General features: G+C 32.4%; 26 protein-coding genes. 24 read left to right on the top strand and 2 right to left on the bottom strand.

The genetic code is table 11. The features are described from left to right. Positions 1 to 183: 183 nt before the first annotated feature. The 4 genes from N4A68_10160 (at position 184) to N4A68_10145 (ending at position 4,851) form a co-directional block, all read left to right on the top strand. The gene (locus N4A68_10160; GenBank protein MCT4564655.1) at positions 184 to 1,038 is read left to right on the top strand and encodes an ABC transporter ATP-binding protein; all 855 of its coding nucleotides are present in this window, start codon (positions 184 to 186) and stop codon (positions 1,036 to 1,038) included. Then, positions 1,039 to 2,094, top strand: coding sequence for an ABC transporter permease (locus tag N4A68_10155; protein ID MCT4564654.1), 1,056 nt, complete (start codon positions 1,039 to 1,041; stop codon positions 2,092 to 2,094). Between the two features lie 13 nt (positions 2,095 to 2,107). After that, positions 2,108 to 3,106: an ABC transporter permease gene (locus tag N4A68_10150; protein ID MCT4564653.1), complete on the top strand. Its 999-nt coding sequence runs from the start codon at positions 2,108 to 2,110 to the stop codon at positions 3,104 to 3,106. Positions 3,107 to 3,453: 347 nt separating this feature from the next. After that, entirely contained in the window at positions 3,454 to 4,851 is a 1,398-nt protein-coding gene (locus tag N4A68_10145; protein MCT4564652.1) for an oxaloacetate decarboxylase subunit alpha, read from the top strand. A 130-nt stretch (positions 4,852 to 4,981) separates the two neighbouring features. On the opposite strand, the gene N4A68_10140 is transcribed toward N4A68_10145, so the two are convergent. Further along, positions 4,982 to 6,340 (bottom strand): helix-turn-helix transcriptional regulator, encoded by a 1,359-nt coding sequence (locus N4A68_10140; protein MCT4564651.1) that lies wholly within the window; start codon positions 6,338 to 6,340, stop codon positions 4,982 to 4,984. 892 nt (positions 6,341 to 7,232) lie between these two features. On the opposite strand from N4A68_10140, the gene N4A68_10135 reads away from it, so the two are divergent. Both N4A68_10135 and N4A68_10130 read left to right on the top strand, forming a co-directional pair. Continuing rightward, positions 7,233 to 8,195, top strand: coding sequence for an ABC transporter ATP-binding protein (locus N4A68_10135; GenBank protein ID MCT4564650.1), 963 nt, complete (start codon positions 7,233 to 7,235; stop codon positions 8,193 to 8,195). A gap of 22 nt (positions 8,196 to 8,217) precedes the next feature. Next, a complete protein-coding gene (locus N4A68_10130) occupies positions 8,218 to 8,997 on the top strand; it encodes an ATP-binding cassette domain-containing protein (GenBank protein MCT4564649.1) in 780 nt (259 codons plus the stop codon). Positions 8,998 to 9,099: 102 nt separating this feature from the next. On the opposite strand, the gene splB is transcribed toward N4A68_10130, so the two are convergent. Beyond that, a complete protein-coding gene (splB, locus tag N4A68_10125; protein MCT4564648.1) occupies positions 9,100 to 10,125 on the bottom strand; it encodes a spore photoproduct lyase in 1,026 nt (341 codons plus the stop codon). Positions 10,126 to 10,373: 248 nt separating this feature from the next. Here splB and N4A68_10120 point away from each other — a divergent pair, with 248 nt between their 5' ends. The 18 genes from N4A68_10120 (at position 10,374) to N4A68_10035 (ending at position 26,181) form a co-directional block, all read left to right on the top strand. Further along, on the top strand, positions 10,374 to 10,970 hold the full coding sequence (locus N4A68_10120; GenBank protein ID MCT4564647.1) for a hypothetical protein: 597 nt from the start codon (positions 10,374 to 10,376) through the stop codon (positions 10,968 to 10,970). Between the two features lie 100 nt (positions 10,971 to 11,070). Next, entirely contained in the window at positions 11,071 to 11,436 is a 366-nt protein-coding gene (acpS, locus tag N4A68_10115) for a holo-ACP synthase (protein ID MCT4564646.1), read from the top strand. Positions 11,437 to 11,530: 94 nt separating this feature from the next. After that, a complete protein-coding gene (locus N4A68_10110) occupies positions 11,531 to 13,099 on the top strand; it encodes an NAD(P)H-hydrate dehydratase (GenBank protein ID MCT4564645.1) in 1,569 nt (522 codons plus the stop codon). Between the two features lie 231 nt (positions 13,100 to 13,330). Continuing rightward, a complete protein-coding gene (locus N4A68_10105) occupies positions 13,331 to 13,948 on the top strand; it encodes a hypothetical protein (protein MCT4564644.1) in 618 nt (205 codons plus the stop codon). A gap of 25 nt (positions 13,949 to 13,973) precedes the next feature. Beyond that, positions 13,974 to 15,149 (top strand): alanine racemase, encoded by a 1,176-nt coding sequence (alr, locus tag N4A68_10100; GenBank protein MCT4564643.1) that lies wholly within the window; start codon positions 13,974 to 13,976, stop codon positions 15,147 to 15,149. A 194-nt stretch (positions 15,150 to 15,343) separates the two neighbouring features. After that, a complete protein-coding gene (locus tag N4A68_10095) occupies positions 15,344 to 15,622 on the top strand; it encodes a ribbon-helix-helix domain-containing protein (GenBank protein MCT4564642.1) in 279 nt (92 codons plus the stop codon). A gap of 1 nt (position 15,623) precedes the next feature. Beyond that, a complete protein-coding gene (locus tag N4A68_10090) occupies positions 15,624 to 15,974 on the top strand; it encodes a type II toxin-antitoxin system PemK/MazF family toxin (GenBank protein ID MCT4564641.1) in 351 nt (116 codons plus the stop codon). A 186-nt stretch (positions 15,975 to 16,160) separates the two neighbouring features. Next, entirely contained in the window at positions 16,161 to 16,706 is a 546-nt protein-coding gene (locus N4A68_10085) for a hypothetical protein (protein ID MCT4564640.1), read from the top strand. A gap of 54 nt (positions 16,707 to 16,760) precedes the next feature. Beyond that, a complete protein-coding gene (locus tag N4A68_10080) occupies positions 16,761 to 17,243 on the top strand; it encodes a DUF4330 domain-containing protein (GenBank protein MCT4564639.1) in 483 nt (160 codons plus the stop codon). Positions 17,244 to 17,294: 51 nt separating this feature from the next. Further along, positions 17,295 to 17,822: a hypothetical protein gene (locus N4A68_10075; GenBank protein ID MCT4564638.1), complete on the top strand. Its 528-nt coding sequence runs from the start codon at positions 17,295 to 17,297 to the stop codon at positions 17,820 to 17,822. A gap of 80 nt (positions 17,823 to 17,902) precedes the next feature. Then, positions 17,903 to 19,228: an O-antigen ligase family protein gene (locus tag N4A68_10070; protein ID MCT4564637.1), complete on the top strand. Its 1,326-nt coding sequence runs from the start codon at positions 17,903 to 17,905 to the stop codon at positions 19,226 to 19,228. Between the two features lie 225 nt (positions 19,229 to 19,453). Then, positions 19,454 to 20,578 (top strand): glycosyltransferase, encoded by a 1,125-nt coding sequence (locus N4A68_10065; GenBank protein MCT4564636.1) that lies wholly within the window; start codon positions 19,454 to 19,456, stop codon positions 20,576 to 20,578. A gap of 4 nt (positions 20,579 to 20,582) precedes the next feature. After that, the gene (locus N4A68_10060; protein MCT4564635.1) at positions 20,583 to 21,080 is read left to right on the top strand and encodes a DUF4330 domain-containing protein; all 498 of its coding nucleotides are present in this window, start codon (positions 20,583 to 20,585) and stop codon (positions 21,078 to 21,080) included. Positions 21,081 to 21,242: 162 nt separating this feature from the next. Continuing rightward, on the top strand, positions 21,243 to 22,325 hold the full coding sequence (gene csaB / locus N4A68_10055; protein ID MCT4564634.1) for a polysaccharide pyruvyl transferase CsaB: 1,083 nt from the start codon (positions 21,243 to 21,245) through the stop codon (positions 22,323 to 22,325). A gap of 13 nt (positions 22,326 to 22,338) precedes the next feature. Then, positions 22,339 to 23,073 (top strand): WecB/TagA/CpsF family glycosyltransferase, encoded by a 735-nt coding sequence (locus N4A68_10050; protein MCT4564633.1) that lies wholly within the window; start codon positions 22,339 to 22,341, stop codon positions 23,071 to 23,073. A gap of 230 nt (positions 23,074 to 23,303) precedes the next feature. Beyond that, positions 23,304 to 24,170 (top strand): YitT family protein, encoded by an 867-nt coding sequence (locus N4A68_10045; protein ID MCT4564632.1) that lies wholly within the window; start codon positions 23,304 to 23,306, stop codon positions 24,168 to 24,170. Between the two features lie 248 nt (positions 24,171 to 24,418). Beyond that, positions 24,419 to 25,243: a transketolase gene (locus N4A68_10040; GenBank protein ID MCT4564631.1), complete on the top strand. Its 825-nt coding sequence runs from the start codon at positions 24,419 to 24,421 to the stop codon at positions 25,241 to 25,243. Then, positions 25,243 to 26,181 carry a transketolase family protein gene (locus tag N4A68_10035; GenBank protein MCT4564630.1) on the top strand — a complete coding sequence of 313 codons (939 nt, stop codon included), beginning with the start codon at positions 25,243 to 25,245 and terminating at the stop codon, positions 26,179 to 26,181. The genes N4A68_10040 and N4A68_10035 overlap by 1 nt, the downstream gene beginning before the upstream one ends. Positions 26,182 to 26,216: the final 35 nt, after the last annotated feature.

Below are 26,216 nucleotides of genomic sequence, written 5' to 3'. Positions count from 1 at the left end.
TCCATGAAAGCTGGATACTCTAAAATATGACATAAAGAATAAAGTGTGAAATAAGAATGCATGGAATCAACCAATTATTTAAACAACTCCACTGATATATAATTAAAGATTTAGAGTGCATAATAGTACTAATAGCATTCAAATACTGAATAGGATATTAGATTAATAGAAGGAGGGAGTAGAGTGATAGAAGTAAGAAATCTTTACCATTCCTATAGTAATGATGGGGATTATGCCGTTGAGGATATTAGCTTCCAAATAGAAAAAGGTGAGATATTTGGCTTTTTAGGCCCTAGTGGAGCGGGGAAGTCAACAACTCAACAAATACTTATAGGACTCTTACCACTTCAAAATGGGGAAGCAAGTATTCATGGATATAATATAAGGAAGCCAAAGGAGGAATTATTTAACTTACTAGGTGTATCCTTTGAACATCCAAATGTATATAAAAAATTAAGCGGTCTTGAAAATCTAGAGTTTTATAGAAAAATGTTTAGTGTAAAAACCGAAGAGCCAATTGAGCTATTAAGAATGGTAGGGCTTGAAGATGCTGCTTATAAGAAAGCCTCCGGCTATTCAAAGGGTATGCTTCAGAGACTTGTTTTTGCCAGATCAATGTTAAATAATCCTAAGATATGGTTCTTGGATGAACCCACATCTGGACTAGACCCCAATACAGCCAGTCATATAAAAAAAATCATAACAAAGAAAAAACATGAAGGCACTACTATATTCTTAACCACCCACAATATGTATATCGCCGAGGAGCTATGTGACAGAATTGCCCTAATCAATGAAGGCAAGATAGAGCTTATAGATTCTCCAAGAAATTTAAAATTAAGGTATGGAGAAAAGTTAGTAAAGATAGAGTATAGGGAAGATGGAAGGCTTAAAAAGGAAAGTCTTTCTATGATAGATCCTAATGATAAATTGAAGTTAAATAATATAATAAATAGTGGAAAGATTGAAACTATGCATTCCCAAGAAGCAACCCTCGAAGAAATATTTATTAAGGTCACAGGCAGGGGGCTTGAGTAGATGTTAAGAAGATATTTTGGCCTATTAAAAAAGGATATAATAACGGGTTTTAGAAATCATTTTTTCTTAGCAGTTATTGCCGTTGCTTTAATTTTTGTAGGTATAATCAATTTCGTTATTCCAGAGAATGCAGAAATAAAGCCTATGGTTTACTATTATTTTGAGTATGATGGAGAGTATGAAGCCATTTTAGATGAGGTAATTAAAGAATCCGAGGCAAAGCATAGTAATATCCATAGAGCAAATACAAAAGAAGAAATGATTCAAGGTATGAAAAGGAATTTTAACAGCTTAGGAATGATTATAAAAGAAATTAATAATAGGCCAAGTGTAGAATTTGTTATACAGGGATACGAGAATAAAGAGGTTATTAATACTTTGATTTTATCTATGAAGGATGATATAGATAAAAGAGTCAGGGAAGATATGGATATAGATACCGTATTTCTTAAAAATCAAGTGGAGCATGGGAAGATACCCCTAAACAAAAATGTACTCCCTATATTTTTAACAATGGAACCATCCCTCCTTGGACTTGTACTGATTGCGGCCTTCATATTCATGGAAAAAGATGAAGGTACTATTAGGGCCTATAGAGTTTCACCGGGGAAAATACCCGAATATCTTGCTTCGAAAATGACCTTGATGATCATTTTGGGGTGGATATCTACGATTCTCAGTACTTTTTTAGTTGTTGGACTAAGTGCAGATTATTTAAGTCTGTTCATTATTGTAACTGCGGCAAGTATTTTTGCTTCGGCACTGGGATTAATAATTGCTAGCTTCTTTGAAAATATTTCACAGTCAATAATATGGATTATATTTATTAGCATAATTTTCTCACTACCATTTATTTCTTATTTTATTCCAAGCTTTGCCCCATTATATATTAAAATATTACCTACCTATTCATTGCAATTTGCATTACGTGAGGCTGTATTTCCAACTGGTAATATGGATCTAATATATTCTACAGCAATTACTTTTATTATGCTTTCTATAATAAGTTATGTCATCGCGATATTTGCCTATACACGTAATTTGACACGAAATTAGGGAGGTGTAGATATTGAAGAGAATAGTTTCTATTTTTAAAAGAGATGCTTCCAGTAGTATAAGGGATTTTTTGATTGTATATATGATTATTGCCCCTATATTATTGGCCATAGGGTTACGGTTATTTATACCAAGTGCCACTTCCGCTTCACTGCAATTTGCTGTAGACGATAGGGTAGGGAATAAAGTAATAGAAGAATTTGAAAAATATGGAAAAGTAGAGATGTATTCTTCATTGAAAGAAATAGAAAATAGGGTTAATAAAATCGACGATATAGCTGGAATTACTAAGAATGATGAAGGCAAATTTATAGTGATTTTAGAGGGTAATGAATCCCATGATACTAAGGAAATTCCTAAAAAGATAATTAGAAGCATAGTTGGGGACAATGTGATTGAAGTAAACTATTTTGTCAGTGATATAGGTGTACTAATGGCTCCTGTAGCTTGGATAGGTGGGATATCTATAATAATAATGGCAATTACCATAGGAGGTATATTGATAGGACTTAATATTATAGAGGAAAAGGAATCGGGAACAATCAGGGCCCTTAATGTATCCCCCATGAATAGATTTGAATTTATATTGGGAAAAAGTATAATTGGTATAGTAGTACCGGTAATCGATGTTTTTCTTATATTATGGATACTAAATATGCTCAATATTAATCTAGGCATGATGATTATTATGACCCTAGTAAGTTCACTTATTGGGATTGTAATTGGTTTCCTAATAGGTTTAACCAGTCCAAATCAAATTGCAGGTATAGCCAATATGAAGATGCTGTTTATAGTTGTTGGCATATCAATTATGGGAGCAATACTATTACCAGAGGGTAAACAATTCTTATTATATTGGGCACCTACCTATTGGTCATTTGTAGGATTGAAGGGAATACTTCTAAAAACCATAACCTGGCATCAACTAGGAATTTATGTGGCTTGGATACTAGGGCTGACGATTCTTATATTCTTACTCCTAAAAAACAAAATACGAAAAGGTTTAGCATAAATAAGTTCAAAATAGTTAGTAGAAGGACTCTGTAAAATAAAGCAGAGTTCTTTTTGTATAAATAACCTATTTAATTCAAAGAATTTTAATATATACTTTGGGTTTGTTTAATTCTCAAATATGAATACTTATATCAAGGTATAAATATAATTGAGGAAATTGCATAACTCTGATTTGCCTAAGTTACATAATATATGCCATAGATTTGAAGCTTTTGAAACCCATATATAATAGATGATTTTTATACAAAGTAATTATGCTATTTATTCATTTAATAGAGACACTTAAAGACTTAGAATTTAAAACAACAAAGTGACTTAGTTACTTTGTACATAAGGAGGATAACAATGTCAGCGGTTAAAATAACTGAGACTGTTTTAAGGGATGCCCACCAATCCTTAATAGCCACAAGACTTAGAATTGAAGAAATATTACCTATTTTGGAAAGGCTAGATGAAGTAGGGTATAATGCTTTAGAAATGTGGGGAGGAGCTACATTCGATACATGCTTAAGATTTCTAAATGAAGACCCTTGGATGAGATTAAAAGCCATAAGAAAATTTGTGAAAAAAACTAAGCTCCAAATGCTCCTAAGGGGTCAAAATATTCTCGGATATAAGCATTATGCCGATGATGTAGTGATAGAATTTGTAAAGAAGGCGGTTTATAATGGTATTGATATCATAAGGATTTTTGATGCCCTTAATGATACAAGAAATCTCAGAGTTGCATTGAAAACTGCTAAGAAGGAAGGATGCCATGCTCAAGGGGCAATAGCCTATACAATAAGTCCAGTACATACTATAAAGACCTACGTTGATTTGGCTGTAGAAATGGAGAACCTAGGAGCAGATTCTATTTGTATCAAGGATATGTCGGGACTTCTTACGCCATATTTTACTTTTGAACTTGTAGCTGCCATAAAAAATGCTATTAGTATACCACTAGAGCTTCATTCCCATGCCACAAGTGGCCTAGCAAGTATGACATATTTAAAGGGAATAGAAGCCGGGGCAGATATAATCGATACAGCTATTTCCCCCTTTGCCTTAGGGACCTCTCAGCCCCCTACGGAACCAATAGTGGCAACACTTAGGGGAACAGAATTTGATACGGAACTCGATATGAATAAACTAAATATAGTAGCCGAGTATTTTGGCCCTATAAGAGAAAAGTATATGGCTAGTGGTTTGTTAAATCCTAAAGTCCTAGGTGTAAATATAAATACATTAATTTATCAGGTGCCCGGAGGAATGCTATCCAATCTAGTTAATCAATTACAAATGCAGAATGCCCTTGATAGGTTTGATGAGGTTCTTAAAGAGGTTCCAAGAGTAAGGGAAGATCTAGGTTATCCCCCTTTAGTTACACCAACAAGCCAGATTATTGGAACTCAAGCTGTATTCAATGTAATAACCGGAGAAAGGTATAAAATAGTACCTAAGGAAGTAAAAGCATATGTAAAGGGGATGTATGGAAAGCCCACAATTAAATTGAAAGAAGAAATTGTTAGAAAAATTATTGGGGATGAAGAGACTATCACATGTAGACCCGGAGATTTAATTAAGCCCCAACTGGCGGCTATGAAGGAAGAAATAAAGGAATATATGGAACAAGAGGAGGATGTATTGTCCTATGGGCTATTTCCACAGGTAGCCATGGAGTATTTTAAATATCGTGAAGCTCAAAAGTACAGCATAGATAAGGATTTGGTAAATGATGAAGAAAAAACCTATCCAGTGTAGAAATGTAACCTTTGTTACATTCAGGCTTCCTAAAAATCCGAATTTTTTCCCTGCTGCTTCTACCAAGAACCCTTAAGTCAATATATAAAGTAAATAAAATAAAGGGGTTGGCCCAAAGACCACCCCTTTATTAAATCCTATTTTTTGCAAGCAATTCAAAGGCTTTATCATAATATTCTTGAGCCAGATCAGTATTATTTAGTCCCAAGTATGCCTTGCCAAGGAGCTTGTAAATAACAGGTAGCTTAAAACCAACCTTAATCTTTAAATAAAGCCCTATGGCTTTATCAAAATAGCTTACTGATTCTTCATAATTCTTTTTCTTAAGATAAATCTCACCGATTAAAGTATTAACATCTGCTTTTAAGGAGATATATTCATTATCAGTACGATTTATGGATTCGATTTCCTTCATAATAGAATTCGTTTCATTAAATGCTATATCATATTCATTTATGTAAAAATGTATTTTAGCTTTTAAAAGACTATTAGATAGGAGGGTAACGACTTTAATACTATTTTCCTTTATTTTTTCTGCTATTTCTACCGAGTTACTGATATTATTCAATGCAAGATCATATTCATTTTTTTCTACATATATTTTTGCCATCCTAAAATATATACGGGAGTGAAGTCTGGGATCGTCAAGTAAGTTTTCATATATGGGAAGTACTTTTTTTAACATTTCTAAGGAATCATCATATTGTTCTAAGGAAAAATAACAGGTAGATAAAGTGATATATGACCCTAGGACGTGTTCATTAATAATGTTTTCTTTTTTTGATAAGTCTATTATTTTCCTAAGATAATCGATGGCAATGGAATAATTTCCTTTTTGAGTATAGAGGATAGTTATATTACGCATAACATAGAAATAATCGTCGAGATTAATTCTATATTCTTCTTCAAAATCCTTAGCTTTTAAGAAATATTTTAGGGATTTATTTTTATTGTTAAGTATGTATTCACTTTCCGCTAATTTAATATATATATCAAAGTTATCCTTTGGATCATTGTCTTCAAAGTTTTTTAAAGCTTTTTTGAAGAAATCAATAGATTTACTAATAAAATCAAAGCATTCATTGTTGGTTTCTTTTTTAAAGTAAATATAGCCTAAATAATAGTAAATTAAACCCTTATGGAAGTTTGTAAGATTATCAAGATTTTCAAATAAACGATTGAACTCTATAAATGCTAAATCAAGCTCTGAGTTATTTACTAGTTTCTTGCCTTTTTCAATAATATGAGAGATTTTATACAGATTATTGGAATCCACTATACTACCTTCAGTATCAAGTAGAAGGGAAACCGGTTTATTCAGCTTTTTTGAGATATAATTTAATGCCTTCATAGAAGGGTTTATTTTTCCCCTTTCAATAAGGCTGATATAGCTTTTGGTGAAATTATCACCGGCAAGCTCTTCCTGTGTCATATTCTGTTCTTTTCTCAGAAATCTTATTTTGTTTCCAATACTGTTAATACAAAACACCACCTCTGCTAAATAATAGGGTATATATATTAAATGGTATTTATATAAAGTAATTATGGGATTCGCACAATTAACTATTGAGCAAATTGCATAATTACCTTCTGCAAAAACTATCTACCACAGGTAGTTTCAAAATCCTAAAAGCTATACCATCAAATATGCTTATATCTTAAGTAATTAAATCAAGGATGATATTCGTATATGCAACTTAGCCAAGTAAGAGTTATGCAATTTCCTCTATTTTATAATATTATATCAAACAAATAAATTCTATACTACAAAATGCATAAAAAATTATCCTCCATCACATGGTTTGTGGCTTAGGTGGATGTAAGTGTTCTTTTGGGATGAATACCAATTTAAAAATCTTATTTTCAATGATCTATCCCTCCATATTGTTTTTTTAGCTTTATAAAAAATTAGTATGAAATTTCTGGTGAATATTGAAATTTTCAAGTCTTTGACCATATTTTTTATATTCTAGACTTGGGATATGTTATAATGAGTATGAAAAATATAGAAAGCAACCCACAAAATTGGAAGATTTTTAGTATGGGGAGAAACCCAAAAATATTATCATTATTCTAATAAAACCCATGAGGTAAATAAAGAAGCCATCGAATCCATGTCGCAGTTAACTACAAAATTTAACATAACCGATACATTGGCAGGATAATTACTAAATAGTATAAATATATTAGCAAAAAAATCTAATTCCACAAAAGAGATAGAAGTTATTATAAATGAAATCCAAGGTGGGATAGAAAATACTAAAACAACTACATATGATTCCAGTAAAGCATTGAAAGAATCTACGGATGCTATGAATAACTCTCAGAAAACCTTTGATTTTATTTAAACTTGCTCCAGTTTCAAGATAGGGGGGCTGATTATGGATGGTAGGTGTTTATTGAAAATAGATAATTTAAAGTTATCCTTTCGCAATGGTAAAAATTACTTGCAAGTAGTCAGAGGCATTGATTTAGAAGTGAACAGGGGAGAAATAGTTGGCATACTTGGAGAATCCGGTAGTGGGAAAACAGTCTCGTCAAATTCTATTATGGGACTTATAGATAGTGAGGAAGAAAGAATCGATGAAGGTGAAATCTACTTTAATGGTAAAAATCTTTTAGCCCTTACTGAAAAAGAATTTAGAAAGATTCGGGGAAAGAATATATCATATATATTCCAAAATCCTGCCCAATCCCTTAATCCTTATAGGAGGGTGGGGAAGCAAATTGAAGAGGCCTTAAAAGTCCATGGATTACAGTGTTCTAAAGATATAGTATTAGGAGTAATGGAGAATGTAGGAATAGATGATCCTGACTTAATATATAATATGTATCCTTTTCAGCTCAGCGGAGGCCAGTGTCAGAGGGTGATGATAACCATAGGGGTCATATGCAAACCAGAGCTGTTAATTGCCGATGAACCAACAAGTTCTATTGATGCATCATTGAGAAAAAAAGTTCTTAGATTATTGAAAAGCATTAATGTTAAGTATGGCACCTCCATAATAATAATCACCCATGATTTTGATGTGGCGAGATTCTTATGTGACAAGGTTGCAATTATGTATGGTGGATTGGTTATGGAGCAAGGGGGCATAAGAGATATACTAGAAAAACCATTACATCCCTATACCAAAGCTTTATTAGAATGTGTAAATTCATTGGATGAGATGGAGGATGTATTGTTCACACTAGAAGGGAGACCGCCAAGTCCCTTTGAATTCAAGGATGAATGCCCATTCTATGACAGATGCGGGATGGGAAATGATATGTGTAAAAAATCCATTCCTGGAATAATAGAGCTTGAAAATAGAAAGATAAGATGTGTTAATTTTGAACCTTAGAATGGGGAAAGAAGGTGGAGGAATGGGCGAAAATATCCTTGAAGTAGAGAACCTTTCGAAGCATTTCATAATCAAAAAAAGTGTTTTTGCTCCCAAGACCGTTATAAGAGCTGTAGATAATATTTCCTTTGAAATTAAAGAAGGTGAAATTCTAGGTTTAATAGGAGAGAGTGGTAGTGGGAAAAGTACTACAGGCAGTTTAATATTAAAGCTTTTGCAAAGCGATAGGGGTAAGTTATTTTTCAATGGCATTAATATTACTGATATAGAAGAAAAAAAAATGAGAAAAATTAGAAAAGATATTCAGATAATCTTTCAGCATACCCATGGAACCTTGGATCCTAAAATGACTATCGGGGAATTAGTGATGGAGCCATTAAAAATACATAATATAGTTCCATTTAAAGAAAGGGATTATGAGGTAACAAGATTATTACAAATGGTAGGTTTATCTGGCAGTGATAAAGAAAAATTTCCACATCAGTTAAGTGGAGGTCAACGACAGAGGGTAGGGATAGCACGTGCTATAGCTACAAGGCCTAAACTTATAGTATGTGATGAACCAGTGTCGGCCTTAGATGTATCGGTACAAGGTCAAATATTAAATCTATTATTAAAGTTGAAGGATGAATTAAATCTAACCTACTTATTTATTTCCCATGATTTAAAGGTGATTAAGCATATATGTAATAGAATAGCTGTAATGTATAAGGGTAAAATTGTTGAGATTGGAGATAAAAATCAAATCCTAAATACCCCCAATCATGAATATACAAGAAGACTGATTGAAGCAATGCTTTAAGATATCCTAAGGGCTCTTAGCATAGGTAGCAACGAAGGAATTCACGTTTTTAGGAAGTCTGCCATTTTGTCAACAATCTGAAGCGTCCTATGACGCTTTGTTTTATGTAAAGTATTCTATGTTTGCATTTGGAAAATTTTCCATGATCAAATTACTGACATATTCCTTTATCTCTTTAGCTTCTTCTTTGGTATAAACATATTTAACTCTTCCATATTTACCATATTTTTTCTTTCTAATACTTTCATCCATATCAAGCTTAGTATTAGGAAATCTTTCAATTATAACTTTTTTGGCATTGCTAGTAAATCTATGTTGAATAAGTTCGAAGCTTATATCCTCCATTTTAGCAAAGGCTATGTGGGTGTGAAGCCTTTCAACCAAATCCTTATACTCCATTTTCCAATTTTCATGACGTATTATTGGTGCGATTATAAATCCTAAAGGATAGCCTGCTTGACCTATTTTTTTGGCTGCTATTAGTCTGTTTTCAAGACTATCTGTATTATGTTCAAAGCTATTTATAACATAATTTGAGTTAATGGAGAACCTAAACCTAGTATGTCCCCTATGATCTGCATTTAATATGGATTCAACATTAGAGAATTTGGTTACTACCCTTAATCTTCCCTTAGTTAGCTTTCCAAAAAATTCTATAGTTTCTTTTAGAGTACCGGTTATATGTTCAACTGCCAAGGGATCGCCAGCACTTGCAGCCTCGAACACTGTTATTTCTGGAAGTCTTTCCTCTATGTATTTTTCTATTGTTTCATAGAGATCTTCCGTATTCACATAAACCCTTACATAGGGCTTTTTACCTTGAGTAGAAAAAAGATAACAGTATTCACAATTACCAGGACAGTTAGTCATAAGTGAAAATTGATAGTGGGCAGAGGGTCTGCAAACATCTAGCTTCAAACTTTTTTTGGTTCCTACTACTAAGGTTTTTTTTGAAGCGGCAAACTTAGCTTTTTCATCTTCACCGGGGATGCCCCTAACTTGATTATGGGAAGTGGTTGTTAGGATTTCAATAGCATTTTGCTCACAAAACTTAAATATCCTTTTACCCAAAGGATATTCGAGGGAAGCTGGTTCAAAATATACTCTATCAGGTATCCAAGGCTTCATAATAAAAACTCCTTTTTTATTAATTTTCAAAATTCCTATAGAGAGTTTAGGGTAAATCTATATATTTGTTCTTTTTAATAATCTTTGCTAATATTCATGATATATTCATAAACAATTTCAAAGGTATTAATATTATTTGAGAAAGGGCTAAAGATATTTATAATCTTTGACGAGAATATATATAGGGAGTAATGGGAACCTATTAAAGTAAAATATGAATTTACAAAATCCTAGGAGAGATAATATATATGTTTAAAGAAATAGATATTGATGAAAAAATCATAAAAAAAAATAAAATACCAATTTTGATTAAAGATAATGGATGGCTAAAATTATTCAATGAGAGACCTACAAAGACCATAAGAAGATTAACCCATGAACTAGAAGAATTAATCGATGAAGAAAAGGAAACTACTAAAGAGCTTAAAAAAGTTAACAAAGAAAAAAGGATATTAATGAATAAGGTTTTGAAGCTTTCTGATGAAGCTAATTCTAATAATAATACCGCCGCCTTAGATGAATTAGAAAATACCAAGGATAAGATATTAGATGTTAATGATAAAATCGATGAATTACAATTCAGATTAGAAATGCTTCCTAGGGAGATTTATGACACCAATTTTGAGTTGCTTAAAGAAACAGTAGCAATTTCATATGAAGACATTAGTGAAGGAAGAGAAAGAGTTAGTTATTTGGACAAAGAGATAGTGAAAATAAGAAGAGACCTAGGGAAAATGTGGGAAGAAAAATTCACAAAGGAAAAAAGGCTGAATGATCTTTATTTATATTTACATGGAACATTGGGACATGAAGAAACAGACAAATTAGATAAACAGTTTTTATAATACATAGCGGGAAACTTCAATGACCACAGTTGTTGAAGGTTTTTTTTATTCAGATAATTGGGTATAATTTAAATAATTGATAAGTACGAGGTGACAAAAAATGATTAAAGGAACAGGAATAGATATTATAGAGATAGAAAGAATACAAAGGGCAGTGGAAAATGAAAAATTTATAAAAAGAATTTTCACAAAAAATGAAATAGAGTACTTTAAAACCATAAACAATAATATATATACTATTGCAGGAAGTTTTGCTGCTAAAGAAGCCGTTGTAAAGGCTTTGGGAACGGGAGTTAGAGGATTTAAGTGGTTGGATATAGAAATAGTTAGAGATAAACTGGGAAAACCTATTGTAACTTTACATGAAAAAGCTAGACGAATATCTAATGAAAAGGGAATAACAAAGATAGAGTTATCTATATCTCACTGTAGACAATACGCTGTGGCTCAGGCAATAGGAATATAAAACCATAGGAAAAATTTATATGGATGGGATTAAGATGAGGAGTTAAATAAAGATATCAAGGATCGTGGGATGTCTAAATTCAGGTGGTGATTATTTGAAAGTAGCCTTAAGTGATGAAATGAGATCAATTGATAAAATCACAATAGAAAAGTATGGAATACCAGGTGTTGTACTTATGGAAAATGCAGGTGTTTCCGTAGTTAAGGAGATAATAAAGGAGTTTAGTACACAGTCAAAATTCACTATAGTTTGTGGTAGAGGTAATAATGGCGGGGATGGTTTTGTTGTGGCAAGACATCTATATGATAAGGGATTTGAACTAAATGTATTTATAGTGGGAGACAAAGATGGTATTAAGGGAGATGCCTTAATAAATCTTAATATAATTACAAAGCTTGGGATTGATATACATACTATAGGATATGACGAGGATCTTATAAAATTTAAGGAAAATCTAATACATTTTCCCCATGTTGTTGATGCATTGTTTGGAACAGGATTAAATAAAGATATTGGAGGTGTTTCTGAAAAGGTAATTAATATAATTAATAAGCATAGCAAGCATACTATATCCATTGATATACCCTCGGGAATAGGTGGAAATGATGGGAAAGTATATAAAGCAGCCATAAGGGCGGATAAAACTATTGCCTTCTCTCTTCCAAAGTGCGGTAATTTAATTTATCCAGGAGCCGAATACAATGGAGAACTTGTAATTGCAGATATAGGAATACCTAAGCAGGTTATAAAAAGTATGGACCTAAACCACAATCTAATAGATTTTGAACTCATAAAAGATAATTTGCCATCGAGAAAAAAGAATACTCATAAAGGAAGTTATGGTAAAGCAAATATAATTGCTGGCTCTGCCGGTATGACTGGAGCAGCCATATTAACATGTAAGTCTGCACTGCGGACAGGGCTCGGACTACTCAAGCTATATATTGGGGAAAGCTTAAATCATATAGTTAAAACTAGTGTTCCTGAAGCTATTACGGTTCCACTTCAAGAGATGCGAAAAGGAGTAATAGGGATTAATCATATAGAGAAAATAATCGCAGATACAGAAAATGCAAATGTATTAACTATTGGGCCTGGATGCGGAAATACAGCGGAGCTTTCAGAAATAACAAAGCAAGTATTAAATAAAGTTAAAGTTCCTATAGTAATAGACGCAGATGGATTAAATGCTTTATCTAAAAATACTCAGTGGCTTTTAGAAAAAAAATCGAAGATAATCATCACTCCACATATAGGGGAAATGTCGAGATTAACAGGTATATCCATAGAAGAAATAAAAAATAATTTGATTGCAGTGGCAAAAGAGTTTTCCCAAAACCTAGGTGTTATAGTGGTTTTAAAGGGGGCAAGCACTATAGTAGTAGCACCTGGGGGAGAAGTTTTTATAAATATATGTGGAAATCCTGGTATGGCCACGGCTGGAAGTGGAGATGTACTTACAGGTATTATAACGGGACTAATTGCCCAGGGCTTAGAGCCTCTGAAAGCCACAGTAACCTCAGTATATCTCCATGGAGTAACTGGAGATAGTGTAGCTGGGGATAAGGGTGAATATGGTTTATTAGCAGGGGATTTGGTGGAATACCTTCCCTATACCATAAAGAACATTGTACAACGGATGAAGGAAAGAAAGAATAAATAAAGTGCCATTTGTAAATAGAAATGTATAAATTAAATCCTATACTAAAATTCCTATAGAAGCAGATATTTTAAGGAATATTTATTAAGATAAAACGTAGAATTAGAAATAAGATGTTTTTAAGTCCTAATACTTAGGGCTCCATAGTAAGATAGCAACTTAGAGCTATAGAAGCATCCTTTATGATTTAAGCTTATGGATAAATGATGCTTTTGTTCTTGAGGGGGGATACTCTTGAAATATAGGCTTATGTTAATCGTTATTGTTGCTTTATTGCTGGCTGGATGTAGTGAAAGAACCAATGAAGAAGTATTTTATGATGCCCAGAAGAAGATTGTAAATTTAGATACATATATGTGTACCGCCCAGATTACTGTATATGGGAACAAGAGTCCACAAAATTATACCGCTAAACACTGGTTTGCAGCTCCTGACAAATACAGAATAGAGGTAGAAGCCCCAGAAAATCTGAAGGGCAAGGTAACCATATACAATGGGAAAAGGGCATGGACATGTCATCCGAGGATAGGCCAAGAATGGCTTATGGAGAATTTTACAGCTTCTCCTGAGCAAAAAATGTTTTTAGGATATTTTATAAATAACTTTGTAAATACGGAAAATGTAAAGTTGACTAAAGAGGTTATGGATGAAAATGAATATATATTATTACAAACAGAGATACCGGGGAATCACCCGTATTTCAGTAAAGAAAAGCTTTGGTTCGATATAGAAAAATATTATCCCTATAGACTTCAGGTTTTAGATGTAGATGAAAATGTAAGAATTGATGTAAAATATAAAAATTTCAGATATAATGAGAAGGTAGATAATAGAATATTTACAATAGAATGATATTTTTGACATGTGGAGGGATAATATGCAAAGGATGAATGAACTAAGACCTGTGTGGGTAGAAATCAACCTAAATAATTTGGCTCACAATATCAAAGAGGTTAAGAGAATTGTTAAGCCTGGGACGATGATAACGGCAGTAATAAAGGCCGATGCATATGGTCATGGTGCTGTACAGATAGGTAAAACTTTACTGGAAAACGGAGCAGACAGATTCGCTGTAGCAACTCTGTCGGAGGCTATTCAACTTAGAAAAAATTATGATAATGTTCCTATCCTTATATTAGGTTATACTCCCAACGAAAATGCTGATTTGGTTATAAGACACAATATCATTCAAACTATTTATACATATGAACAAGCCTTGGCCTATTCAAAAAAAGCTCAGGAGTTAAATAATGAAGTCAAGGTGCATATTAAAGTTGATACGGGAATGAGTAGATTAGGGATGAAAGCAGACCAGCAAACAATAGAGGTAATTAAAGAAATAAGCAAACTTCCTAATTTAATGATTGAAGGGATTTTTACACATTTTGCTGTTGCCGATGAAAAACAAAAAGAATTTACCTATAATCAATGGGAAAAGTTTAATTTCATTTGTGATACTCTTGAAAAACAGGATATAAATATTCCAATAAAGCACGTATCAAATAGTGCAGCCATAATTGATTTACCTGAAATGAATTATAATATGGTTAGGGCGGGCATAATGCTTTATGGACTATACCCTTCCGATGAGGTAGATAAAAGCAATGTAAAGCTAAAGGAAGTGATGTCTTTAAAGGCGATGATTTCCCATGTGAAATACATAGAAAAAGGTACGGGAGTTAGCTATGGATTATTATACAAAGCAGATCAAACCACTAAAATAGCCACATTACCCATAGGATATGCGGACGGATATACTAGATTGTTAAGTGGAAAGGCTCAGGCAGTAGTTAAGGGGAAAAAAGTCCCTGTTGTTGGAAGTATATGTATGGATCAATGTATGATTGAAGTTACGGGACTAGATGTTAATTGTGGAGATGAAGTTATATTATTTGGTGGAGACGGTAATAATTACATAACGATAGATGATATAGCTAAAAATATAGGTACAATTAACTATGAAATAGTTTGTATGATAAGTAAAAGGGTTCCTAGAATTTATATTAAAGACAATGAAATAGTTGATTTTTCAGATTATATTATGGAATTGTGATTTTTTAAATCCTATGTCAAAACACTTATTAAATAATATGAATTAATCAAATGCATAAAATATTGGCGAGATTGACACACTTATACTAAATAGTATATAATGTTGGTATCTTTGACAATATAAAGATTGTTATTTCCATTCATTTTCAAAATACAAATAAACTTTGTGTGAAGTTTCCTTGGAGGTGCAGTATTATGGCCGAAACAAAGAGGATTATGGTATGTGTGCCAGACTCTCTACTTGAAGAAGTTGACTACATAGTAAAATTAGAAAAAAGAAATAGAAGTGAATTCATCAGAGAGGCCATGAAAGCCTATTTAAGGGAGAGAGAGAGAATGGAAATGAGGGAATTTATGAAAAATGGATACAAAGATATGGCAACTATAAATTTAATTTATGCTGAGATGGGTATGGATGTGGATTTATGTTGTCTTGAAAAATATGAAGATGAGCTTGCCGCGGAGTGTGAGTAGATTGATAATTCGAAGAGGAGATATATTTTACGCAGATCTTAGTCCTGTTGTTGGTTCAGAACAGGGAGGAGTTCGCCCAGTTCTTGTAATACAAAATGATATAGGAAATAAATATAGTCCTACAGTGATTATTGCAGCAATAACTTCGCAGATTAATAAAGCTAAACTACCTACCCATATTGAAATTAATGGGAAAAAGTATGGATTGCCTAAGGATTCAGTAATACTTTTAGAACAGATTAGGACTATAGACAAAAGAAGATTTATTGAAAAAATCTGTAAACTTGATGATGAGATGATGTATAAAGTTAATGAAAGCTTGATGGTAAGTCTAGGGCTTGTGGAAATATAAACAAAAGGGATTGTCTTTTGAGACAGCCCCTTTTTCATTTGCCATAATTAAGGGCTTTAACCCTAAATCCATGATATGGATTTAAGGACATTCAAAAAATAAAATTGTAATATCTTTATTGAAGATATTTATGTTAAAATGTAAATGGACATAAGAATTATAAATAGTATACTTAGGAGGAAGAACATGATCAAGAAAGGAATTAATAAAAAAATATTTATATCAGTTGCTGCAATTATTTTAATAGTTAGTTTTTCTATAATTAGTGGAGCTGGATTTATGAACCCTGGTTCTGAGGAAGATCCCCTAATAACCCTTAGTTATGTTGAAAAGAGAATAGAACAAATAAAATCTTACATAGATCAAAACTTTGAAACTATAAACAATGACTCTAAGGATCTTAAAGCCAAGGTTGACCAATTAAGTTCTGGCTCAAACAATATAAATACATCTGGAGAAGTAACATCAGAAAAATTTCAAGTTGTTGTCGCTGAGGCTGGAAACACCATAGTATTTGGGGAAAGTGCTGAAGTCATTTGGCGTTCTGGTAAAGCCACTGCTATAGCTAGTGAAAACGGAGGACTTTCAGATGTGACTGGTGGAGTAGATCTTCCAACTGGGGAAGAAATACCACTTAATCATTTATTGATCATTCCTAGAAATGATGGTAGAGGAGCAGCAGTAACAGTTAAATCATATGTCATGATAAAGGGTGTATATACAATTCAATAAAGTGGGACTAAAAGTATACATAGAAAAAGGAATTTATAAGGAGGACTGAGTTTAATGATTATTGACTCAAAGGGGAAATTGTTCGGTATTATTAATATAATAGATTTAACTTTAGTACTGTTGATTGTTGCTTTAATAGCAGGAGGGGCATATAAATTTAGTAAATTAAGAAATATATCTATGGAAGACCAAAAACGAATAAGTGTTACTATAAAATTTGAAGGTGAGAATAAAGGCCTTGTGGACGCAATAAAGGAAGGCGATATTCTATTTGATTCCGTAAGAGGTACTGAGTTTGGTAAGATTGTAAACAAAGATGTAAGCTCCCATAAAGAGCAGGTCATAGGTAAGGATGGTAAAGTGGATTATAAAGAGATACCGGGAACCTTTGATGGGGAAATAAAATTAGACTCAATGGCACTTGTGAATAGTGACGGATATTTAGTGGCATCAAAGCCATTATACATTGGTTCAGAAATAAGGCTAAAATCAAACATATATGTTTTTAGTTGTAAGGTTATAAATATCCAGCAATAAATATAAACAATTTCAAAGCTTAATATTGTTTATATATAAGGAGTTGATATGGTGCAACATAGTATAATTATAAAATTATTTGATAAAATCTTTAATCTTACTAAGAAATATTACAAATTTAGTATTGCTGGAAAAACGATAAATGGAATCTCTTCAGCTATAAAGAATATTTTTATACACAGCTTTATATATAAAAAATTTTCAAATGGGAATCGTAGTTTCTCTGAAAAACTTGAAAATTCAATAATGGGGAAGATTGAAAGAATATTACACAAGATAGTGGCAATGTTACACCTAGTATACAAAAAAGGCATAACTGGAAGTGGTGTATTAAAAATTGAGGATATTATTAAAAACAGTCCTCAGAAAACTAAAATCCAATTTATATCATTTGCAATTATTGGCGTAATTTCAGCCTATAATTTGATGGGCTTTATTAATAAAAGCATATATGTTTTACAACTATATGTTAGCGGAATAATTCTCTTTATAACAATTAATGTATATTTTATGGACATCAATAAAGTATACCAAAATAGCTTTTTAAAGAAGATAGTGGATAGCTTAATAAAAATGTAGCTTAGAGGTAACGTCTTGAAGCTCATATTGCCAATGCGTCAAAGGCGCTTTTGTTTTGAAATAACCAAGGAGTGATGTTTGTGAATGAGGAGAAGATTTCTTCAAAATATAGATGGAGTGGACTTGCTGTAGGCTTGCTTATAGGGATTGTATCATATTACTTTGGAGCCTTAGAAACTACAAAGCTTATTATGGCTTTGATTGTGTTAAGGGCTATAACTTTAAAGCCTTTATACGGCATGATTATATATGTGTTAAGTATTCCTTTTGTTTCTGATATGGGTGCATTACTAATAGGAATAGTTGTGATTATCTCTTATTCTATTAATTTAATAAGAGAAGGCAAATTTAAATTTAGATTTACACCTGCAAATTTTCTAATACTTTTATTTGCGATTATTATAGTTGCAAATACGTTTTTGTCTGTTACACCTAAAGGGAGCTTTAGAGACTTTACTATTCACTTAACATCAATTGGGATAGTGTTTATGCTGGTAAATAGTAAAAAAAGTAAGAAGGATATACATTTAGTAAGTGTATTTTTTACTTTGACTGCGGCTATAGTTTCTTTATATGGATTATATCAATTTTTTCATGGGGTACCTATGGGAAGTGGGTGGCTTGATGTTTCCCAAAATCCTAATATTAAGACAAGGGTATATTCAACCTTTGAAAATCCAAATCTATTAGCTGAATATTTAATAATGGTATTTCCTATATCTATGGCACTATTTTTCACATATAATAATGTTATGAAAAAAATATGCTTTGGATTGGCCTCTGGTATTATACTAATTTGTATAGGATTAACATATTCTAGGGGAAGTTGGATAGGACTGGCATTTAGTATTCTTGTATTTATTGTATTAATTGACTTTAGAAAGCTTGCATTTTTTATTCCAGCAGGTATAGGGGCGATATTTTTAATGCCTAACTCAATACTCCAGAGGATAAGTACGATTGGTAGTCTCCAGGATAGTTCAAATTTTTATCGTTTTAATTTATGGAACATGGCAATTGATATTTTAAGGGACTATTGGTTTTCAGGAATTGGGATTGGTTACATTGCATTTAGAAAAATATCTCCTTTTTATATAAAGACCATGGCTCCATACCATACTCATAATACTTACCTACAGATAGCAATAGAACTTGGGGTTGTAGGTATTATAGTATTTTCACTATTGATACTTGCTTTATTTAAGATGGGTGTCAATTCAATCATAAATAGCAAGGATAAGTTTACCAAGATTTTTACAGCTTCCTATATAGCTTCTTTATGTGCTATATTAGTACATGGGATGGCTGAACATGTATTTTTTAATCCAAAAATCATTTTAGTATTTTGGCTAATTGTTGGAATGAATTTATGTATTTATACAGCTTTTAAGGAAATAGAAAATTAAACCCAGATTGTCCATAGAAAATTCAAAACTCTGCTGCGTCCTTTTGTTTCTAAGACATTCATCAAATTCTTGACGTACCGTCTTGGTATGCCTTCAAATTTGATAAACGCCTTAGAAATCAAAACTACTTGCATATTTTCAAACTTTCTATGAACAATATGGGTTAAGAAAGCTAATATTTGTTGATATAATCAAGAAATGAAATAACTAAAGAGGATGATATGAATGAATATTTTATTAGCTTGCATGGCTCTAGATATTGGAGGAGCTGAAACACATGTTGTTAGTTTAGCTAAGGAATTAAAAAGAATAGGACATAAACCGATAATAGTATCTGCTGGGGGCGTTTACGTAGAGGAATTAAAGAAAGTAGATATTACCCATTACTATGCTCCTTTAAATAGGAAAGATATTACAAGTATAACTAAATCAATAAAGGTTTTAAGAGAAATTAACCATAGGGAAAAAATTGATATTATACATGCCCATGGTAGAATTCCTGCTTTGAATTGCAAGATAGTTTCTATGCTTGATGGTATTCCTTTTATGACTACAGCCCATGCAAAGTTTAAAGTTTCTTTACTTTACAAGTACACCTCATTTTGGGGAAGCGAAGTTATATCTATAAGTGAAGATATTAAGGAACATCTAATAAATAAATTTAATGTTAAGTCAGATATTATAACCATAATACCAAATGGAATAGACACTACTAGGTTTGTTCCAAATTTGGATGGTGAGAATTTAAAAAGGGAATTAAACTTAAGAGATGATACTATGAAGATTGTCTATATAAGTAGAATTTCTGGACCTTTATCTAAGCTGGTTAAACTAGTTGCTGAAACTGGAAGAGACTTATATGGTGATATGGATAATATAGAATTTATCATTGCTGGTGATGGCGATGATTTGAAAAAAATCTCTGAGTATGTTGATAAGATAAATGGGAAGTGTAATAGGAATTTTATTCATGTTATTGGAAAACGCACTGACATACCTAGGGTTTTGTCAATGGCAGATATAACGATTTGTGTGGCAAGGACGGCCCTTGAGGCAATGGCCTGTGAAAAACCTGTGATTTTAGCAGGTGGAGAAGGCTATATGGGATTATTAACTGAAGAAAATATGGAAGCTGCCATTTCAAATAATTTTACTGGTAGAACCTTTAGTGAAGATATAACTGTTGAAAAGCTAAAAAAAGAGATTTTGTCTATTTTGAATACAGATAGTAGGGAAAAAAGACTGAATTTAGGACAGCTTGGTAGGAATGTAGTTATGGATAAGTTTTCAATTAAAACGATGACAGAAAAAACTGTAGAAATATATAATAAGCTGTTAAAGGGAGTGTAGTAAAGTGAAAATAATAGATAACAAAGGAAGAATTTTTGGGCTAATAAATTATTTGGATTTAATGGTGCTTATAATTGTAGCGTTACTAGTAGGAAAATTCTTCATTTTGGATAATGACGAAAATTCCAGGGAATTACTAAACGCTCAATCAAATAAAGAGATTTTACTGACCTATAATATTAAAGGAGTTAAAGAAGTTTCTATTGATAGTGTAAAGGAAGGGGATGTATTTAGAGACGTAGCTACCAAAACTGTTTTGGGACAGGTTGTTAAAAAGGAAGTAGTTAATTCTCAAATACAAACTACGGACGGAGATGGAAAAGTTATATATAGTACAGTACCAGATAGGTATGATCTAATGATTACCCTAAAAAGTATGGGAAATGTCATTGAAACAGATAGTGATATAAAATTATCAAATGTAAATATTAAGATAGGTTTATCCATGCTAATTGAAAGTAAACAAATTCGGTATATGGGAGTAATTTATGGAATAGAGTAATTATTCCAAATGAATATATATCATATACAGTATAGTCGAGTTAGGGTTATATATAATGCCTGAGTCATGAAGATTCTTCACCTAACAAAAAGACTAAAATACAATTTTAAAAGCGTCGTCAGACGTCTTAATCCTAAATAATTCCTTGAAAGGAAGAACTTTATGAAAAGTGTATTTATTTTTGGATACTATGGTTTTGAAAACCTGGGCGACGAAGCTATTTTATCTTCTATTGTTAAAATGATCAAAGAAAAGAATTCCGGAGTAGAGATATTTGCTCTTTCATATAATGTAAAATATACAGAACAAACTCATAGAATAAATGGAGTGAGTAGAAATAGCATGAGGGATATTTGCAATGCTATAAGAAACTCAGATTTAGTTATTAGTGGTGGGGGGTCATTACTACAGGATGTTACCAGTAGTCGTTCTCTTATATATTATTTGGCACTTATAAGTATAGCTAAATTATTTAAAAAGCCTGTGTTGTTTTTTTGTAATGGATTTGGACCTATTCGCAAGGGATTAAATAAATATTTAGCAAGGAAAATAATCAATAAAGTAGATAAAATAGTCTTAAGGGATCCACGGTCAAAGAAGTTGATGGAAGAAATAGGAGTTACAAGGTCAATAGAAGTAACTACAGATGCCACCTTTTCCTTGGATAGTGTTAAGGAATCCAGGGTTAAAGAGATATATGAAAAGGAAGGTATACCAAGGGATAAATCTTTAATAGGTATATCCGTTAGGCCATGGAACGTGGGCGAAGATTTTATTGATATTATGGCGAAGTTTGGAGATTACGCTGCCAATAGAGGCCTAGAAGTTTTATTTATACCTATGCAAGCTTCTAAGGATGAAGAGATATCTAAAGAAATAATAAAACGGATGGAGAAAAAAGCACATATATTAAAAAGTAGCTATACACCAGAAGAAATATTAGGTATAATAGGAACACTGGATATTTTAGTTGCCATGAGGTTACATGCACTGATATTTGCCGCTATTAAGGAAATTCCTATGATAGGTTTGGAATACGATCCTAAGGTTCAGGCTTTCTTAAAAATGGTGGATCAAAACAATGCAGGTAAAGTAGAGGAGCTGGATTTCTTAAATTTGTGTATAGAATTTGACAACCTGTTTAAAGAAAGACAAGATGCTGCTGAGAAACTTCATGGCATAGTGAAAAATCTTAAGGAAGCTTCACAATTAAACAGTGATATTTTAGGAAAAATGTTAAAGTAAAGCAGGTGGGATAATGAGAAAAACGACAAAAATATTTGGTTCTCCATTAGATATTGTAACTATTGAAAGTGCCTTTGAAAGATTTAAACAATTATTAGATCGATCAGCTTTTTCTTTTATATGTACTCCGAATACGGAAATTGTCATGGTTGCTCGAAAAGATGAAGAACTTATGGAAGTTCTAAAATCTTCAGATATGAATATACCCGATGGAATTGGACTAATTATTGCTTCTAAAATACATAAATTAGGGTTGATTAAAAGAGTAACAGGTGTAGATTTGATGGAAGAAATCCTTGAATTCTGTAATTATTCTAGAAAATCCATATATATTTTTGGTGGAAAGCCAGGAACCTCAGAAATGGCAGTTTATAATATTAAAGAAAAGTTTCCTAATATTGATATAAAGGGCTATAGGCATGGATATTTTAACGGAGATGAAGAAAAGGATATTATAGAAGATATTAACAAGCTATCTCCAGATATATTATTTGTTGCACTTGGCGCACCGAAGCAGGAAAAATGGATATATAAATATCGAAAAGAATTAAAGGTCAAGGTCGCTCTAGGAGTTGGGGGAAGTGTTGATATTTGGGCTGGAACGGCAAAAAGAGCCCCCAAAATATTTATAACACTTGGGCTAGAATGGTTATACAGACTCATAAAGGAGCCCTGGAGATTTAAGAGAATGTTAGTACTTCCTAAATTTATGATTCAAGTGCTTATTAGTAAAGATATTAGTAATTGAGTTTAACAGTAAAGGTACAAGAAAAATTCTTGTATCTTTTTAAATATATTTTAGTTTTTTGTTTAAATTAACTATATGGAGTGTATCTAATAGATAATATAGTTCTATTTCAACTTCCACAATAACCATGTAAAATATTTTATTTAAAATCTAACTTAACTATGTTATAATGACTGTTGTGTAATTAAGGTACTGTTTTTAAACCGTATAATATGAACAAGGTGGTATTTATGAAGGATAAATGGTATAAATTAGTTTTAAATTATTCTGGAATTACAATAGGAACATTGTTAATGGCCGCGGGATTATTATTATTTTTAGAACCCAATACCATTGCTCCTGGAGGAGTAACAGGGCTTGCTATTATCATTCAGAAAGTTACTGGAATTCCTATGGATGTAACTAACCTAGCGATAAACATTCCTTTATTTATATTGGGAATTCTCATATTAGGAAAGGCCTTTGGAGCTAAAACGGCATATGGGACAGCAATGCTTTCACTGTTTATTAGGATTCTAATTATTGTTTTTGGAGATAATATTAATGCTACAAATGATCTTTTATTAGCTTCTATATTTGGGGGAGTCATTTTAGGAATAGGAATAGGGATGGTATTTACAGCTGGAGGAACTACTGGAGGTACAGATTTGGCTGGTGCCATGTTAAATAAATATTTTCCAGGTTTAAGCACAGCCAAATTGATGATGATGATTGACCTTTTGATTGTTGCTACGGCTGGTATAGTTAATAAAAATATTGAGACATCCCTATACTCAGTAATTTCTTTATATATTATAGTTAAGGTTGCAGATCTAATTGTAGAAGGACTTAATTATTCAAAGGCATTTTATATTATAACAGATTACTCAGAGGAAATTAGCAAAGAAATATTTAAGGAATTAGATAGAGGAGCCACAGCACTAAAGGGCAGAGGTATGTACACGGGAAGTGACAGAGATGTGTTACTATGTGTTGTTAATAGGGCCCAAGTAGCTAAATTAAAAAAAATAGTTTATGCCATAGACCACAAAGCATTTATAATGGTATCAAATATACATGAAGTATTAGGAGAAGGCTTTACTTCAATGGATAAATAAAAAATTAGGGATAGAGTATCCCTTATTTTTAATGGGATTTCTCACTATACCCTTTAACCCAGATTATTCATAGAAAATTTAAAACTTTGCTATGTCCTTTTGTTTCTAAGTCATTCATCAAATTTTTGACCTACCGTCCCTATATGGCTTCAAATTTGATAAACACCTTAGAAATCAAAACTACTTGCACTTTTTCAAATATTCTATAAATAATTTGGATTTAATAATAATTAGTAGGAGGTAAGTTTATGAAGGTTCAATACCAAGAACTAGAAAAAATTGCTACACAGATTAGAAAAGACATAGTTGAAATGACCAATGCAGCAGGGTCAGGCCATCCTGGTGGTTCCCTGTCAGCTGCTGACATATTAGCTGTTTTGTATTTTGAAAAGATGAATATAGATCCTAAAAATCCTAAACTTGAAAATAGGGATAAATTTATACTTTCAAAGGGTCATGCTGCACCGGTACTATACTCTACTCTTGCTAGAAGAGGATACTTTTCTACTGATGAATTACTAAACTTAAGAAAAATGGGAAGTATGCTTCAAGGACATCCAGATATGAAGGGGATTCCTGGTGTAGAGATGTCTACAGGATCTCTTGGACAAGGATTTTCAACTTCAGTCGGTATGGCTTTGGCTTCTAAACTAGATAAAAAGGATAATAGAATATATGCTTTGCTTGGTGATGGAGAAATAAATGAAGGATTGGTTTGGGAGGCTGCCATGGCTTCTGCCCATTATAAACTAAATAATCTTACTGCTATTTTAGATTATAATGGACTACAAATAGATGGGAAAAATGAAGATGTAATGGGTACAAAGCCTATAGATGAAAAATGGAGAAGCTTTGGATGGAATGTAATTGAGATAGATGGGCATAATTTTGAAGAAATAATTAATGCTTTTGATGAAGCCGAGAAAAATGTTGAAAAGCCAACAATGATTATTGCAAAGACTATAAAGGGTAAAGGCGTTTCCTTTATGGAAAATGAAGCTTCTTGGCATGGTACCGCTCCAAAGGATGAAGATAAGGAAAAAGCATTAAAAGAGCTTGGAGGTGAAAGATAATGACTAAAAAGATAGCTACTCGTGAAACCTATGGTGAATTCCTTGTTAAGCTTGGAAAAAATGACGAAAATATAGTTGTTCTTGACGCTGATTTATCAAAATCCACTAAAACCCATGGATTCTCAAAGGAGTTTCCAAATAGATTTTTCAACATGGGTATAGCTGAACAAAATCTAATGGGTACCGCAGCTGGATTAGCGGCATGTGGTAAAGTACCATTTGCAAGTACCTTTGCAGTGTTTGCGGCTGGTAGAGCCTTTGAGATCATAAGAAATTCTATTTGTTATCCTAAGCTAAATGTTAAAGTATGTGCCACCCATGCAGGAATCACAGTAGGTGAAGACGGAGCATCTCACCAGGCTATTGAGGACTTAGCACTAATGAGATCTTTACCTAATATGACAGTTATAAATCCAGCAGATGCTGTGTCGGCAGAAGCTCTTTTGAATGAAGCTGCTAAATATAATGGGCCAGTATATGTGAGATTAGGTCGTGCCAAAGTATCCGTATTGTATAATGAAAGTGATGAAAAGTTTGAAATTGGGAAGGGTATTGAGTTAAAGGAAGGTAGTGATATAACAATTATTGCTACTGGAATAATGGTAGAAGTGGCTTTAAAGGCCAGTGAAGAGCTTTCAAAGGAAGGCATTTCTGCTAGAGTTATTGATATACATACTATAAAGCCTATAGATAAGGATATTATTGTTAAGGCTGCGAAAGAAACTAAGGGCATAGTAACTGCTGAAGAACACAACATAATTGGCGGATTAGGAAGTGCAGTTGCAGAGGTTCTTGTGGAAAATCACCCTGCAATTTTAAAAAGAGTGGGAATTAATGATACATTCGGTGAATCAGGTAAGCCAGATGAATTAATGCAAAAATATGGTTTAACTTCACAAAATATTATATCAAAGGTAAAAGAAATTTTAGCAAAGTAATAAGTTAGCATATCTATATATGCTTATAACATGTA

The sequence above is a fragment of the Maledivibacter sp. genome, from assembly GCA_025210375.1.
In the GTDB taxonomy this organism is placed as follows: domain Bacteria; phylum Bacillota; class Clostridia; order Peptostreptococcales; family Caminicellaceae; genus JAOASB01.
The sequence above is the reverse complement of the archived record's forward strand: the minus strand, read 5'-3'. Positions and strand labels throughout refer to the sequence as shown.

Excerpts from the sequence above, each read along its gene's own strand:
- N4A68_10155 (MCT4564654.1), top strand. The coding sequence starts at position 1,039 with ATGTTAAGAAGATATTTTGGCCTATTAAAAAAGGATATAATAACGGGT.
- N4A68_10145 (MCT4564652.1), top strand. The coding sequence starts at position 3,454 with ATGTCAGCGGTTAAAATAACTGAGACTGTTTTAAGGGATGCCCACCAA.
- N4A68_10135 (MCT4564650.1), top strand. The coding sequence starts at position 7,233 with ATGGATGGTAGGTGTTTATTGAAAATAGATAATTTAAAGTTATCCTTT.
- N4A68_10130 (MCT4564649.1), top strand. The coding sequence starts at position 8,218 with ATGGGCGAAAATATCCTTGAAGTAGAGAACCTTTCGAAGCATTTCATA.
- splB (MCT4564648.1), bottom strand. The coding sequence starts at position 10,125 with ATGAAGCCTTGGATACCTGATAGAGTATATTTTGAACCAGCTTCCCTC.
- N4A68_10120 (MCT4564647.1), top strand. The coding sequence starts at position 10,374 with ATGTTTAAAGAAATAGATATTGATGAAAAAATCATAAAAAAAAATAAA.
- acpS (MCT4564646.1), top strand. The coding sequence starts at position 11,071 with ATGATTAAAGGAACAGGAATAGATATTATAGAGATAGAAAGAATACAA.
- alr (MCT4564643.1), top strand. The coding sequence starts at position 13,974 with ATGCAAAGGATGAATGAACTAAGACCTGTGTGGGTAGAAATCAACCTA.
- N4A68_10095 (MCT4564642.1), top strand. The coding sequence starts at position 15,344 with ATGGCCGAAACAAAGAGGATTATGGTATGTGTGCCAGACTCTCTACTT.
- N4A68_10085 (MCT4564640.1), top strand. The coding sequence starts at position 16,161 with ATGATCAAGAAAGGAATTAATAAAAAAATATTTATATCAGTTGCTGCA.
- N4A68_10080 (MCT4564639.1), top strand. The coding sequence starts at position 16,761 with ATGATTATTGACTCAAAGGGGAAATTGTTCGGTATTATTAATATAATA.
- N4A68_10065 (MCT4564636.1), top strand. The coding sequence starts at position 19,454 with ATGAATATTTTATTAGCTTGCATGGCTCTAGATATTGGAGGAGCTGAA.
- csaB (MCT4564634.1), top strand. The coding sequence starts at position 21,243 with ATGAAAAGTGTATTTATTTTTGGATACTATGGTTTTGAAAACCTGGGC.
- N4A68_10050 (MCT4564633.1), top strand. The coding sequence starts at position 22,339 with ATGAGAAAAACGACAAAAATATTTGGTTCTCCATTAGATATTGTAACT.
- N4A68_10045 (MCT4564632.1), top strand. The coding sequence starts at position 23,304 with ATGAAGGATAAATGGTATAAATTAGTTTTAAATTATTCTGGAATTACA.
- N4A68_10040 (MCT4564631.1), top strand. The coding sequence starts at position 24,419 with ATGAAGGTTCAATACCAAGAACTAGAAAAAATTGCTACACAGATTAGA.
- N4A68_10035 (MCT4564630.1), top strand. The coding sequence starts at position 25,243 with ATGACTAAAAAGATAGCTACTCGTGAAACCTATGGTGAATTCCTTGTT.